Annotated in this window: 14 protein-coding genes; 5 read left to right on the top strand and 9 right to left on the bottom strand. The window is 66.8% G+C overall.

The features are described 5' to 3' along the window. Positions 1-112 precede the first annotated feature (112 nt). Positions 113-595 (top strand): AAC(3)-I family aminoglycoside N-acetyltransferase, encoded by a 483-nt coding sequence (locus AC1DU6_RS09180; protein ID WP_457323836.1) that lies wholly within the window; start codon positions 113-115, stop codon positions 593-595. Positions 596-613: 18 nt separating this feature from the next. On the opposite strand, the gene AC1DU6_RS09185 is transcribed toward AC1DU6_RS09180, so the two are convergent. Beyond that, positions 614-868 (bottom strand): hypothetical protein, encoded by a 255-nt coding sequence (locus tag AC1DU6_RS09185; RefSeq protein ID WP_056193108.1) that lies wholly within the window; start codon positions 866-868, stop codon positions 614-616. 218 nt (positions 869-1,086) lie between these two features. On the opposite strand from AC1DU6_RS09185, the gene AC1DU6_RS09190 reads away from it, so the two are divergent. Beyond that, positions 1,087-1,515 carry a VOC family protein gene (locus AC1DU6_RS09190; RefSeq protein ID WP_457323833.1) on the top strand — a complete coding sequence of 143 codons (429 nt, stop codon included), beginning with the start codon at positions 1,087-1,089 and terminating at the stop codon, positions 1,513-1,515. Here the strand turns inward: AC1DU6_RS09190 and AC1DU6_RS09195 are convergent. Both AC1DU6_RS09195 and AC1DU6_RS09200 read right to left on the bottom strand, forming a co-directional pair. After that, entirely contained in the window at positions 1,512-1,850 is a 339-nt protein-coding gene (locus AC1DU6_RS09195) for a thioredoxin family protein (protein WP_477856837.1), read from the bottom strand. The genes AC1DU6_RS09190 and AC1DU6_RS09195 overlap by 4 nt on opposite strands. 48 nt (positions 1,851-1,898) lie before the next feature. Then, positions 1,899-6,713 carry an NAD-glutamate dehydrogenase gene (locus tag AC1DU6_RS09200; RefSeq protein WP_477856839.1) on the bottom strand — a complete coding sequence of 1,605 codons (4,815 nt, stop codon included), beginning with the start codon at positions 6,711-6,713 and terminating at the stop codon, positions 1,899-1,901. A gap of 170 nt (positions 6,714-6,883) precedes the next feature. Between AC1DU6_RS09200 and AC1DU6_RS09205 the strand changes: the two genes are divergently transcribed. Next, positions 6,884-7,522, top strand: a complete 639-nt coding sequence (locus AC1DU6_RS09205; protein WP_056193099.1) for a zinc metalloprotease — start codon at positions 6,884-6,886, stop codon at positions 7,520-7,522. Positions 7,523-7,598: 76 nt separating this feature from the next. Continuing rightward, positions 7,599-7,955, top strand: coding sequence for a DUF2200 domain-containing protein (locus AC1DU6_RS09210; protein ID WP_477856840.1), 357 nt, complete (start codon positions 7,599-7,601; stop codon positions 7,953-7,955). 362 nt (positions 7,956-8,317) lie between these two features. Here AC1DU6_RS09210 and AC1DU6_RS09215 read toward each other — a convergent pair whose 3' ends face one another. Beyond that, entirely contained in the window at positions 8,318-8,998 is a 681-nt protein-coding gene (locus AC1DU6_RS09215) for a hypothetical protein (RefSeq protein ID WP_457390770.1), read from the bottom strand. A 161-nt stretch (positions 8,999-9,159) separates the two neighbouring features. Between AC1DU6_RS09215 and AC1DU6_RS09220 the strand changes: the two genes are divergently transcribed. Further along, the gene (locus AC1DU6_RS09220) at positions 9,160-9,960 is read left to right on the top strand and encodes a substrate-binding periplasmic protein (RefSeq protein ID WP_477856843.1); all 801 of its coding nucleotides are present in this window, start codon (positions 9,160-9,162) and stop codon (positions 9,958-9,960) included. 53 nt (positions 9,961-10,013) lie between these two features. Here the strand turns inward: AC1DU6_RS09220 and AC1DU6_RS09225 are convergent, their stop codons facing one another. Genes AC1DU6_RS09225 through AC1DU6_RS09245 form a run of 5 tightly spaced genes read right to left on the bottom strand, consistent with a single transcriptional unit; the run spans position 10,014 to position 12,509 of the window. Next, positions 10,014-10,691, bottom strand: a complete 678-nt coding sequence (locus AC1DU6_RS09225; RefSeq protein WP_477856844.1) for a lectin — start codon at positions 10,689-10,691, stop codon at positions 10,014-10,016. 2 nt (positions 10,692-10,693) lie between these two features. Next, positions 10,694-11,149, bottom strand: a complete 456-nt coding sequence (locus tag AC1DU6_RS09230) for a c-type cytochrome (RefSeq protein WP_457351572.1) — start codon at positions 11,147-11,149, stop codon at positions 10,694-10,696. A gap of 27 nt (positions 11,150-11,176) precedes the next feature. Further along, entirely contained in the window at positions 11,177-11,746 is a 570-nt protein-coding gene (locus tag AC1DU6_RS09235; protein WP_477856846.1) for a peroxiredoxin, read from the bottom strand. Further along, positions 11,743-12,129, bottom strand: a complete 387-nt coding sequence (locus AC1DU6_RS09240; RefSeq protein WP_457326460.1) for a hypothetical protein — start codon at positions 12,127-12,129, stop codon at positions 11,743-11,745. The genes AC1DU6_RS09235 and AC1DU6_RS09240 overlap by 4 nt, the downstream gene beginning before the upstream one ends. Further along, positions 12,126-12,509, bottom strand: coding sequence for a hypothetical protein (locus AC1DU6_RS09245; RefSeq protein WP_457326458.1), 384 nt, complete (start codon positions 12,507-12,509; stop codon positions 12,126-12,128). The genes AC1DU6_RS09240 and AC1DU6_RS09245 overlap by 4 nt, the downstream gene beginning before the upstream one ends. Between the last annotated feature and the right edge of the window lie 174 nt (positions 12,510-12,683).

The following is a 12,683-nucleotide window of genomic DNA, read 5'->3' on the forward strand; positions in this document are numbered from 1 at the left end:
GCGTCCTTGGGGGCTGGACACTTTCAGTATTTTCCCGGGTTGATGAATGGAATCGGTTCCATTATTTGCGAGGCGCAGAATGACGCGGCCACATCTACCAATGTCCAGCACCATGGTCATCCGAGTTCTCTGCGCAGACGACTTGCCCTTGATGCGCCGCATGCTTGTTCTCTTCGGGCAAGCTTTTGACGACGTGTCGACCTACTCAAGGTGGCAACCGGAAGACGGTTATCTCAGCCAACTGCTGAGCAGCCAGACCTTCATCGCGATCTGCGCGCTGGATGGAGACGATGTGGTGGGCGGACTGGCAGGCTACGTGCTGCCCAAGTTCGAGCAGCAGCGCTCGGAGTTCTACATCTACGACCTGGCGGTGTCCGAGCACCATCGGCGGCAGGGCATCGCGACAGCCATGATCCGAGAGCTGCAGCGGCTCGCAGCGGCTCGAGGGTTCTACGTCATCTTCGTGCAGGCCGATCACGGCGATGATCCGGCGATTGCGCTTTACAGCAAGTTGGGCGTCCGGGAAGACGTCCTGCACTTCGACATCGAGCCTGCAGACCGAAAAAAAGAAAACCCGCCAGCGGCGGGTGGGTGACTGACAGCCGCGCGGGTTTCAGACAAGCCAGACGGCCGTCTGGGCTGCGGCTACCGCCGTTTCGGCCGGTGCGCTGCGATGCCCTTCGACGACGACGCGTGGCAGCTTGGCGACCACCATCGCATCGGCGCGCTTGCCGACCACAACCACGCGCTCCAGCTTCACGATCTCGGTCGCCGGCGTCGCGGTGTGGTTGGCCAGGCCCACGCCCATGGCGGCAGCGGCGGCCACAGAGGCGATGGCGATGACGAAGGTCTTGGCGGCGGTGTTCATGGTGGGCTCCGGTGGGGTTGGCTGTGTCAGTGATTGCAGTGTCTGCAGACGCGCCCCCCGCCGCGAGCGGCAGGCGATGAATCGCCGGCGCGCGCGGATGAACTGCGGATTTGTGGGACGGACGGGTCGGCGGGGCCGGCGCTGAATCCTGTTGAAACACTCTTGGCGGGAGCTGGCTCCTAACATGGCTCTTCCACTCACCCGGCACTGGAACACCCATGGAAACCCAGGAACTGCACCGCGGCCGGCTGGTCGATCACATCCAACTCGTCGTGCGCGACCTGGCGGCCAGCCAGCGTTTCTACGAGGCGGTCTTCAAGGTGCTGGAGATTCCCATCGGTGGCACCGGCGACAGCTTCTTCTGGGCGGATGAACTCTTCGTTTCGACCGCCGACAGCAAAGCGGCGCAAGGCGACCTGACCGGGCGCGTGCACCTGGCTTTCCAGGCCAGGGGCAAAGCCGCCGTCGATGCCTTCCACAAGGCCGCGTTGGCGGCTGGCGGCAGGGACAACGGTGCGCCGGGCGAGCGGCCCTATCACCCGGGCTACTACGCCGCCTTCGTCGTCGACCCCGACGGCAACAACATCGAGGCGGTCTTCCATGGCGTGGCCCAGCGCAGCGCGGACTCGGTCAAGTTGACTTTCTAGCCGTTCCGGCTGCCGCCAAGCCCTGCCAGCGCCTCGGCGATCTCGCGTGTGCCGCCGGGCCGCACGACACGCGCGACCTCCCGCCCGTCCTGCAGCATCACCAGCGTCGGCCACAGCTTGATGCGGAACGAGCGGCCCAGTGGCCGCCCGGGGCCGTCCTCGATCTTCAGGTGGCGCAGCGGTGCGCCGGCATGTGCTGTCACCGCGTCGCCGATGGTTCGCTGCGCGGCCTGGCAGATGCCGCACCAGTTGGCGCCGAATTCGAGCACGGTGCTGCCAGCCATGGCGTCGACCTCGGCGCGGGGTGGTTCGTCACTGGAATAGGGAGGGCTCATCGGGATCTCCTGCAGCCATGTCGAAGCCACGGCAAACGCGATGCCTAGCTAGGTCAAGCCACGCAACTCCCGCAACGCGACCGACAGCATCGCCGCGTCCGGCGCCGGCACCGCGCGCAGCTCACCCAGCAACTGCTCCGCGCGTTCGATGGTGCGGCCGTTGCTGGCCTGCCAGGCCTCGACCAGGGCGTCGGGCGAATCGTGGTTGCCGCCGCCGGCCAGCACCGCGCCGGTGATGGAGCGCTGCAGGCCCCACAGATCGTCGAGCATGGCGCCCTTGGCGAGCATCTGCCAGTGCTGGTCGCCGGGCAGGGCGGTGATCTTGTCGCGCAGCCACGGCATGCCCAGGCGGTTCGCAAGGTCGAAGTAGATGGCCGCCACCAGCTCCACCGGCCAACGGGCGCTGCCGGCGATCTCGGCGATGTCCAGCGTCGCGTACAGCGTGCCGAAGGTGACCACGCGCTCGGCCAGTTCGCGCGGCACGCCGCCGGCGATGTAGCTGGCTGCCGCAGCGTCGACGCGCGCACGCTCGTCGGCATCCAGCAGCTGCGGCAGGCGCGCGGCGAGCTTGGTGACGTTGGACGTGAAGTGCTCGATGGTGGCGCCCATGTCGTCCACCAGGCGGTTGGAGCGCAGGAACCACTTGGTGCCGCGCTCAAGCTGGCGGCTGGTGTCGATCAGCATGCGCGACTGCAGCTCGTCGGCCACCTTGTTGTCCAGCGCCTCGATGCCCTGCCACAGGCTCACCATGCCAAAGATCTCGCGGCTCAGCAGGTAGGCGCGCACGATCTCGAAGGCGCGCGCGCCGGTGGTCTCCAGCAGGCGGTGCACGAAGGTGCTGCCGACCCGGTTGACCATGCTGTTGGTGACGTGCGTGGCGATGATCTCGCGCTTGAGCGGGTGGCGTTGCATATAGCCGCTGAACTTGTCCTGCAGCAGCGCCGGGAAGTAACGCCCCAGCGCCGTCGACACCCAGGGGTCGTCGGGCAGCGTGGAGCCGAGCAGCTCGTCATAGAGCCAGATCTTGCTGTAGGCCAGCAGCACGGCGCGCTCGGGGTTGGTCAGCCCCAGGCCCTTGCCGCGCCGGTCGGCGATCTCCTCGTTGGACGGCAGGTATTCGATCGCGCGGTCCAGCCGCTCGGCCTTCTCCAGGTACTGCATGAAGCGCGCCTGTGCGTCCATCAGCTGCGGCGCCATATGCCCAGTGACCGAGAGCACCTGGGTCTGGAAGACGTTGTCGCGCAGCACCAGCGCGGCGACGTCGTCGGTCATCTGCGGCAGCAGCGTGTTGCGTTGCTTCTCGGTCAGCTCGCCCTCGCTGACGGCCAGGCCGAGCAGGATCTTGATGTTGACTTCGTGGTCGGACGTGTCGACACCCGCCGAGTTGTCGATGGCATCGGTGTTGATGCGCCCGCCGGCGAGCGCGTACTCGATGCGCCCGCGCTGCGTGCACCCGAGGTTCCCGCCCTCGGCAAACACCTTGCAGCGCAACTCGCCGCCGTTGACGCGCAGTGCGTCGTTCGCGCGGTCGCCGACCTGGGCGTGGGTCTCGGTCGAGGCCTTCACATAGGTGCCGATGCCGCCGTTGTAGATGAGGTCGACCGGCGCCTTCAGGATGGCATTGACCAGCTCGGTTGGCGTCATCGTGTCGGCGGTGATGCCCAGCGCCTGCTTCACCTCGGACGTGATCGGGATGGACTTGGCGCTGCGCGCATGCACGCCGCCGCCCGCCGAGATCAGGCTGGCGTTGTAGTCGGCCCAGGATGAGCGCGGCAGCTTGAACATGCGCTCGCGCTCGACAAAMGAGCTTTCCGCATCGGGGGTCGGGTCCAGGAAGATGTGGCGGTGGTCGAAGGCCGCCAGCAGGCGGATGTGGCGCGACAGCAGCATGCCGTTGCCAAACACGTCACCCGACATGTCGCCCACGCCGGCCACCGTGAAGCCGGTGGTCTGCGTATCGACGCCCATCTCGCGGAAGTGCCGCTTGACGGACTCCCAGGCGCCGCGTGCCGTGATGCCCATGGCCTTGTGGTCGTAGCCGACCGAGCCACCGGAAGCGAAGGCGTCCCCGAGCCAGAAGCCGTACTCCTTGCTGATGCCGTTGGCGTAGTCCGAGAAGGTCGCGGTGCCCTTGTCGGCGGCGACGACCAGATAGGGGTCGTCCTGGTCATAGCGGCGCACCTGCGGCGGCGGCACGATCTTGTCGCCCACGCGGTTGTCGGTGATGTCCAGCAGGCCGCGCAGATAGTTCTGGTAGCAGGCCACGCCCTCCTTCATGAAGGCCTCGCGGTCGCTGGACGGCGGCGCCTTCTTCAGCACGAAGCCGCCCTTGGACCCCACCGGCACGATGACGGTGTTCTTCACCATCTGCGCCTTCACCAGGCCCAGCACCTCGGTGCGGAAATCCTCCGGCCGGTCCGACCAGCGCAGGCCGCCGCGTGCCACCCGGCCACCGCGCAAGTGCACGCCTTCGAAGCGGGGCGAGTAGACGAAGATCTCGAACATCGGCTTCGGAGCGGGCAGGCCCGGCACCTTGGACGAATCGAACTTGAACGACAGGAAGCTGCGCCGCTGGCCTGCCGCATCGCGGCGCCAGAAGTTCGTGCGCGTCGTGGCGAGCATCAGCGCCAGGTATTGGCGCAGCACGCGATCCTCCGACAGGTTCTCGACCTGTTCCAGCGCGGCCGTGATGGCCTTGACCTGCTCCGCGGCCTGGGCTTCGGCATTGGCGCCACCGGCCGGGTCGAAGCGCAATTCGAAAAGACGGGCGAGCTGGGCGGCGATCGGCGCGTGCGCGGCCAGCGTGGCCTCGATGAAGGACTGCGACAGCGCAAAGCCGATCTGCCGCATGTACTTCGCATAGGCACGCAGCACGACGATCTGCTCCGCCGTCAGGCGTGCCGCCACGACGAGGCGGTTGAAATCGTCGTCCTCCACCTCGCCACGCAGCACGGCGGCGAAGGCGTTCTCGAACACCTGGTGCAGTGCGGCCACTTCGACCTCGGCGTCGGCGCTGCCCATCAGCCCGAAGTCGTGGATCCAGATCGGTGCCGAGTCCAGCGGCGCGATGCGATAGGGATGCTCGTCGAGCACCTTCATGCCCATGTGCTCCAGCATCGGCAGGCTGTTCGACAACGTCAGCGGCTCGCCGCGGCGCAACAGCTTGAAGCGCAGATGGCCGGGCGGCGCCTCGAGCGGGCGGTACAGGTTCATGCCCAGCGGTTCGGCATCAGTGAGCCGAGTCATCAGCTCGACGTCGGGCACCGCCGCGCGGGCCTCGAACTCTTCCCGGTACGAGGCGGGGAAGGCGCTGCCGAACTGGCGCAGCAACTGGATGCCGCGGGCCTCGCCGGTCGCCTCGATCAGCGCCGTCTTCAGGTCGTCGTCCCAGCGCCGCGCGGCCGAGGCCAGGCGCGCTTCCAGCTCACGCACATCGAAGGCGGGGATCTGGCCCGGCTGGGTGCGTATCGTCATCTGGATGCGCGCCAGCACCGATTCCGACAGGTGCACGTTGAACTCCGAGCCGCTGCCGTTAAAGGCCTGCAGCAGGATGGCCTGCCACTTCTGGCGCAACTCGGTCGTGTAGTGCTCGCGCGGCGCGTAGATCAGGCAGGACAGGAAGCGCTGGAACGGGTCGCGCCGCACGAACAGGCGGAAGCGCTGGCGCTCGCCCAGGTGCAGGATCCCCACCGCCGTCTGCAGCAGGTCGTCGTTGCTGGTCTGGAACAGCTCGTCACGCGGATAGGTCTCGAGGATGTTGATCAGGGCCTTGCCGGCATGGCCGCCCGGCGTGAAGCCGGCGCGCGCGACCACGTCGGCCACCTTGCGCCGCAGCAGCGGGATGTCGGCCGGGTTGGCGCTGTAGGCGGTGGAGGTGAACAGTCCCAGGAAGCGGTCCTCACCGACGACTGCGCCGTCGGGGCCGAAGCGCTTGACGGCCACGTAGTCCAGGTAGCCCGGCCGGTGCACGGTGGAGCGCGCAGTCGACTTCGTCACGACCAGCAGCTCGGGCCGGCGCACCTGGGCACGCACCTCGGCCGGCAGGGCGGCAAAGGCGGCCACCGCATCCAGCGAGGCCACGTCGTGCAGGATGCCCAGGCTCGAATCGGGTACGACGGTCAGCACGTCCTGCCCGTCGACACTGGCCAGGCCGTGGCGGCGGTAGCCCAGGAAGGTGAAATGGTTGTCGCCCAGCCAGCGCAGGAAGTCCAGGCCCTCGGCCAACTCGTCGGCCGGCAGCGGCGGCGCCTGCTGCTCCAGCTCATCGACGATGTCCTGCATGCGCTGGCGCATGGCGCGCCAGCCGGCCACGGCCGATCGCACATCGTCGAGCACGCGGCTCACGTCGGCCGCGAGGGCGTCCAGTCGGGCCGGCTCGGGAATGCGGTCGACCTCGACATGGATGAAGGATTCACGCAGGCCGTCGGCCGCCAGCCCCTGCAGCGTGCCGTCGCCGTCGCGGCTCACCGCCATCAGCGGATGGATGATCAGGTGCAGCGTCAACCCGTGGCGGTTGACCTCCATCGTCACCGAGTCGACGAGGAAGGGCATGTCGTCGTTGACGATCTCGATGACGGTGTGGGTCGACTGCCAGCCGTGCTCGGCAATCGTCGGGTTGAACACCCGCACCCGCGCGCGGCCGACCTCGCGCTTGCGGGCAAAGCTCCAGTGCGACACCGCTGCGCCGTACAAGTCGGCCACCTGGCGTTCGGCCAGCTCCTGCGGGTCGACCTGGCCGAAGTAGCGCTGCACGAAATCCGCCAGCGTTTCGCGCTGGTCAGCGCTGGTCTTGGCGCGCACCAGCTTGACGACTTCGTCCATGCGCTCGGCCCGCGGGCCCGAGGGGGTTGTCTGCACCAGCATGCTTGTCTCCTGCCGCTTTGTTTGCATCAAGTCGCCGGGCATGTTCGCGCGCCAGCAGCGCCGTGCCAAGTGTTGACAAGCGGAGGTTACGCCTGCCTGGACACGCTTCCAGCGCATCTTGGGTCGTGGCACCATGCCAGCCACCCGTCACCCCCAGACCCAGGCATCGCATGCACCGTCGCGTCCTCCTGCTCTCGCTGCTCATCCCCTTGCTGGCGAACGCGCAGCCGGACCGCCTCGTGCCATCCAGCCCGGTGGACGCGGTGGCGCTGTACGTGATCCCCACCGACGGCATTCCCGAGCAGTTCGCGGCCGGCGTCGCCCGATCGCTGACCCAGGAAGCCGGTGTGTGGGTCAAAGCCTCGCTGCTGATGCCCTCGGGCGTGGCCGACCCCATCCCCGGCACCCAACAGTACGCGGTCGAGGACTATCTGGCCTTTGGTACAACGCTCGCGAAACGGCTGCAGGACGCCGGCCCGCGGACCTATTTCATCGTGGTCACGGACCGGGACATCAACTCGCGCGAGCGCAACTTCCGGTTCCAGTACTCGGCCCACAGCCCCATGGCCCGCACTTCGGTGCTGTCCCTGGCCCGACTGGGAGCCAGCAAGGACGGCAAGCCCGCGTCGGCGGAGCTCATCGGTCTGCGCCTGCAGAAGATGCTGATGCGCATCGTCGGCGAGATGAAGCTGGGCTGGACGCGGACCACCGACCCAACCGACCTGATGTATGCGCCGATCATGTCCATCGACGACATCGACCGGATGAGCCTCACGCACACGATGAAGGTGCGGGGAGTCGCCAAGTGAAGCCGACCGCGGCCTGTAGAACGGTGCTTGTGTCAGCATCGCCCGTCGACCCCTTGAATCCGCAGGAGCAATGACGATGGCCGGCCACCGTATCTTCAGCATGCCCTTTGCCAGGGTGTACCCGCTGTACATCCGCAAGGCCGAGGCCAAGGGCCGGACCAAGGATGAGGTCGACCGCATCATCCATTGGCTCACCGGCTRTGACGCCGCAGGCTTGCAGCAGCAACTTGACCAGTCCACGGACTTCGAGACCTTCTTTGCCCAGGCGCCGGCACTGAATCCCAGCGTGGCCCTCATCAAGGGCGTGGTGTGCGGCATCCGGGTGGAAGAGATCGAAGACCCGCTGATGCAGAAGGTGCGCTACCTGGACAAGCTCATCGACGAACTCGCCAAGGGCAGGGCGATGGAGAAGATCCTGAGGCAGCCGTCGTGACGGGTGCAATCCGGCAGGGCGCTCCCAGGTCCGTTGACGCGTTCTCACACAGCCTCGGCTGATAGCGGACCCGCCGCTTCAGTCAACGCTTCCAATGGAAGCGCCGTGTGACCCTCTGCACCCCCAGGCAAGAAATCATGAAGGCTATGCTTGGATCAAGCACCTGCGGCAACGCCCAGTAGGCATTGGCCTCATCGTTGGGGTAAGGGCAAGAAGAACGCTGGCCAGGATGCCGGCCAAGAACGGCGGCGCAAACGAGTGCGAACGAGTTATTCCCAACATTGCACGCACCAACCCGACCCGGTTCAGTACGAACAGCAAAGCACAGAGCGCCAATAAAGGCTGGAAGCGGGCATCTCGCGCTACTGGTCCGAAGGCCGTTCAAACGTGCTGCCCAATGCGCGGCGCTTGGCACGCAGCCTTCGGCTGCGAAGACCAACTGCTCCTGCGAAGCCCGCCATCAGCGCGAGCGCCAGGCCAGCCCACACCAACCAAGTCCGATGCCTAAGTTGTAGCTGGTATTCCTGCTCACGCTCCGCCAGTAGCTTCAAGTGGGACAACGTCGTTTTATACGCCGGCAAATCCCACTGGGTTTCTGGCACCCAAACGCCAGGCACCTCGCCAATTTGCTTCGAGATCGCAGCGACGGCTGGAATCACTTCACTCGCGTCCAGACGACGCGACCCGAGCACCGCCGTGGCATGAGGCTGCACGAGCGCATTAACCCACCACTCTCCGCGCTGTTCAAAGAAGAGCACGTAGGTCTGACCAACGTTGAAAGTGCCTATCCCACAGAGGCTGCCGCCGCCTGTTTCCACAATGTGGCCTGAATACTTGCCCTTAAGCACGTGCTCAACCGACACGGTTGCCAAAGACACTCCTGCTTCACGCTGCACCGCAATGACTTTCGCCTGAAGCACGACCGCAGCTTGGCTCAGCGCAGTCTCCACCGTGGGCGGGCGCCAACTTGGCAAAACGCTGCAGGCAGCCGCCTCCTGCGACAGACTTAGCAGCGAGAGCAACGTGACCAGGATCATGCGCATGGGGTTCTCGGCTCCTTGTGCTGCTGATTGTCCGCAGTCGCTAAGCCGCCCTCCACGGTTTCAATCACGGGCAAGGCCAAAGATGTCAGCGAATGCGGCTCCATGCGCCTCCTGCCCGCCGCCAATAGATACTTGGCCCAGCTTTGATGGGCAGTGAAGGCATGGGCAAGGTCAGGATGTGGGTGACGGCTGGTTGGTTGGCCACAGCCAGCGTGCAAGCACTGGCGCAGCCGGTCGCGTGCGGGCCGTACCGTGTCGCCTTGTACGAATATGGTTCGCTGGCCTTTCGGCGTGCGGGGCTGAGCACGGCGGGCATAGACGTCGACATCGTCGATGAAGTGGGCCGTCGGACCGGCTGCAAGTTCGAGACCTTTGTGGACTCCAGGGTCCGCACCTGGGCCGACCTGGCCCATGGCGGCCTCGACATGACGGTGTCGGCCATCGAGACGGATGAACGCAATGGTTTTGCGCGGTTTGTGATCTACATGAGCGGGCGCAACCGGCTGCTGGTTCGAGAAGGCCTGCCCTATCCGGTGCCCACGCTGGAGACGTTCACCGAGCACGGCGAACTGCGCCTGGCGGTCGTCAAGGGATTCAGGCATGGCCCGCAGTGGGACCAGTGGATCGCCAAGCTGCGCCAGCAGGGGCGGGTGGACGAGTACGCCGACGCCAACATGGCGGCCAGGCTCGTCGCGCTGGGTCGTGACGCGGCTTTCCTGTCCGAGCCCGTCGTGTGGGGGCGAATTCTTGCGGACAGCAAGCTGGAGGGCCGGGTCACGGTCATCGATGCCTTCCCGGACGACAACTACGCCGCGGGCTTCGCGCTTTCCAAGGCCAGGGTCCGCGAAAGCGACGCCCGCAAGATCCAGGATGCCGTCGCGGCCATGCGGGCGGACGGCACCCTCTACAGGATCTTCAGCGCTTACCTGACCCGTGCCGAGGCGCTGAGTTCCCTGCCCTGAACCGGTCGGTCCATTGAAGAAGGCGATGGCGGGCGCCACCGGCCTTTACATCTTCAGTTGGCCGCGAAGCAGTAGAGCAGGCCCGCGCCACCCGTMGCCACCAGCTTGGGCTGGCTGCAGCCGCGGCTGGCGTGGGCGGAGTTCCAGGAGGCATTGCCGCCGCCGGTGCGATCGAAATGGCCGAGCTGCACCGAGCCATCCTCGGCGCCCGACGAGTAGTTGCGGCAGGTCTTGTCGGCACCCTCGGGGAAGGCACGGCCTTCGGGCGTGGAGCCGGTGACGATGTCGTGCTCGTTGGGCGTGTCGCCAGCGGCCTTGGGACGCTCGCCCTTTTCGGTGAGTGCCGTGTTGCGGGTCAGGTTGCTGCCGAGTTGGGCCTGCTCCAGCGTGTCGCCGTGCAGGTGAGCCACGTCGCGGGCGATGACCTGGCCGCGCACATTGGTCCATGGGCCCTTGCCGATGCGGTCGCGGGCGTTGACAGCGCCGGCGCCTTGCGTGCTGAGGTAGGCGCGCCAGGTCTTGTAGGGGTTGCCCACGCCTTCGGCGAGCTTCTGGCAGTGCGCGTCTGCACCTTCCAGGCCACCGTAGTTGGCGCCATTGCCGCCGCCAGTACTGGTGACGAAGAACGTGAATGGCGGCGGGGGAGGGGCGCTGGCGGCGTTGGCCGGTGGGGTCTGGGCCTGGGCACCGGTGGCGAGCAGCAGTGCGGCAAGTGAGAGCGTTGTCTTCATGGTCAGTTGGAGTTCCTGTAGTCGTCGTGGCAGGCCTTGCAGGTCTTCTGCAGCGCGGCGAGCTGGGCCTTGATGGCGGCCACGTCGCCGCCCTGGGCGACGCGCGCGAGCTCATTGGCTTCCTTGCCGAAGGCGGCCTGGGCGGCGGCGGCACCGGCGGCGTCGCTGAAGAGCGTCGGCTTGACGGAGGTGTCGTGCCAGCCTTTGCCGGTTTCGGTGGAAGCCGGGAACAGCGAGGGCAGGCCGCCGTTGGCAACCGCGGCAATCGTGTTGGCTGCGCGGATGACGTCGTCCTTGTTGTACGTGCCGTCGACGTTGGCCTTGACGCGGCCGGTGTTCCAGCCGATGACCTGGTAGGCCGACTGGCGCCACTTGATGAGCTGTTCGGGCTTGGGGGCCTGCTGGGCCTGGGCGGTGTTGGCGAGCAGTGCGGCTGTGATGATGAGGAGTCGTTTCATCGTTGTGGTGGGTGGTTGGGGAAGGGATCAGCGGCCGCCTAGGCGTTCGACCTCGGCAAGCGCGGCGGCCACGTTGGCCGCGGGCGCCAGGCCGCCGACGGTGGCGACGACGCGGCCCTCGCGACTCAGGACAAAGCTGGTGCGCTCGGCGCGAGCGTGGGTGATGTCCTGGCCCTTGGTCGTCTTGCGGCCGGCCGGTGTGGCGGTGGTGGCGATGTCGAAGGCGCGGGCGATGTGGCCATCGGCGTCCGAGGCGACGGCGAGCTTGCCGGCGCAGGTCTCGGGGTCGGCGGAGAACTCGCGCAGGCGGGCTATGCCGTCGCCGGATACGCCGATGACGGTGGCGCCGGCGGCCGTGAAGCGGGCCAGGTTCTCGGCGAACTCGTGCGCCTGCAGGTTGCAGCCGCCGGTGAAGGCGGCCGGGTAGAAATAGACGACGACGGGGCCTTTTGCGAGGGCTTCCTTGAGTTGCAGGTCGACGGTCTTGCCGGCCAGGGCTGCGGTGGCCTGGAAGTCGGGCGCTGCGTCACCGGGCTTCAACGCGGCGTGGGCGCTGGCGGCGAGCGCCAGCAGGGAAAGGGCGAGGGTCTTTTTCATGGCAGGGGCTTGTAGGGGTCGTGGCAGTCGTTGCAGGCGAGGGCGATGGCGCGCGCGGCGCCCTTGGCGCTGGCGACATCCCCAGCGGACAGCGCCGTGGTGATGGCGGCGGCCTGGCGCTCGCCTTCGCGCGAGAAGCCGACCGCATCGGCGGCCGGGTAGTCCTTCTCGAAGAAGGCCGTCATGTCGGCATAGAGCTTCTGCAGGGCCTGGGCATCGACCGCGGCCTCGTCGTGGCGGCCGGCGCCGAGGGCCTTCTGCACGCTGACCGACTTGTGGTCGATGGAGCGCATCCAGATGCCGAGGTCCAGCTTGGAAGCGGCGTGGCAGAGCGGCGCGACGAGTAGGGCGATGGAGATGAGGAAGGGAGCTTGCTTCTTCATTTCTTGGTCTTGTAGACCTCGTGGCAGGCCTTGCAGCTGCGCGTCAGGTCACTGAGTGCGTCTTGCGCGGCGTCGTAGTTGCCGGCCTCGACGGCGGCGGCAATGGCCTTGGCGTGGTCCTGCGACTTGCGCGCGAAGTCGACGCCGCGGGCCGCATCGGGCTGAGCCGTGTAGTGGGCGCCGACCTGCTGGAAGAAGCGCGCGAGTTCACGCGCCTCGTCCAGGGCCTTGCGGTTCTGCAGGCTGACGTTGGAGTCGAGATCGCGCAGCGTGTCTTCGGCGCTGCGCATCTCGTCGGCACTGAGCTCGGCTTGGGCGGCGAGGACGGTGGTGGCGATCAGCAGGGGGATGAGGGCGGTTAGCGCCGGGTACGTTTTCATTTGTTGGATGTCTTTGCAGAGGTCCTTATGACTCGTGTGCAGTGCCGCGGGAATCCGCCCCGCGAGGGCGGGTAACTTTTCTCTGACGCGCCAGAGAAAAGTCACCAAAAGAGGAGCGCTCAATGCAATCCGCACTCGAGCAGGATGGAGCGCTCGCGTTGCTCGGAACTGGAC

It is taken from the genome of Roseateles sp. P5_B10 (assembly GCF_056400485.1).

What these genes read in the sequence shown, in the direction of transcription:
- AC1DU6_RS09240 (WP_457326460.1), bottom strand. Translation starts at nt 12,129, where the DNA reads ATGAAGAAGCAAGCTCCCTTCCTCATCTCCATCGCCCTACTCGTCGCG.
- AC1DU6_RS09220 (WP_477856843.1), top strand. Translation starts at nt 9,160, where the DNA reads ATGGGCAAGGTCAGGATGTGGGTGACGGCTGGTTGGTTGGCCACAGCC.
- AC1DU6_RS09195 (WP_477856837.1), bottom strand. Translation starts at nt 1,850, where the DNA reads ATGAGCCCTCCCTATTCCAGTGACGAACCACCCCGCGCCGAGGTCGAC.
- AC1DU6_RS09230 (WP_457351572.1), bottom strand. Translation starts at nt 11,149, where the DNA reads ATGAAACGACTCCTCATCATCACAGCCGCACTGCTCGCCAACACCGCC.
- AC1DU6_RS09215 (WP_457390770.1), bottom strand. Translation starts at nt 8,998, where the DNA reads ATGCGCATGATCCTGGTCACGTTGCTCTCGCTGCTAAGTCTGTCGCAG.
- AC1DU6_RS09235 (WP_477856846.1), bottom strand. Translation starts at nt 11,746, where the DNA reads ATGAAAAAGACCCTCGCCCTTTCCCTGCTGGCGCTCGCCGCCAGCGCC.
- AC1DU6_RS09190 (WP_457323833.1), top strand. Translation starts at nt 1,087, where the DNA reads ATGGAAACCCAGGAACTGCACCGCGGCCGGCTGGTCGATCACATCCAA.
- AC1DU6_RS09245 (WP_457326458.1), bottom strand. Translation starts at nt 12,509, where the DNA reads ATGAAAACGTACCCGGCGCTAACCGCCCTCATCCCCCTGCTGATCGCC.
- AC1DU6_RS09185 (WP_056193108.1), bottom strand. Translation starts at nt 868, where the DNA reads ATGAACACCGCCGCCAAGACCTTCGTCATCGCCATCGCCTCTGTGGCC.
- AC1DU6_RS09180 (WP_457323836.1), top strand. Translation starts at nt 113, where the DNA reads ATGGTCATCCGAGTTCTCTGCGCAGACGACTTGCCCTTGATGCGCCGC.
- AC1DU6_RS09205 (WP_056193099.1), top strand. Translation starts at nt 6,884, where the DNA reads ATGCACCGTCGCGTCCTCCTGCTCTCGCTGCTCATCCCCTTGCTGGCG.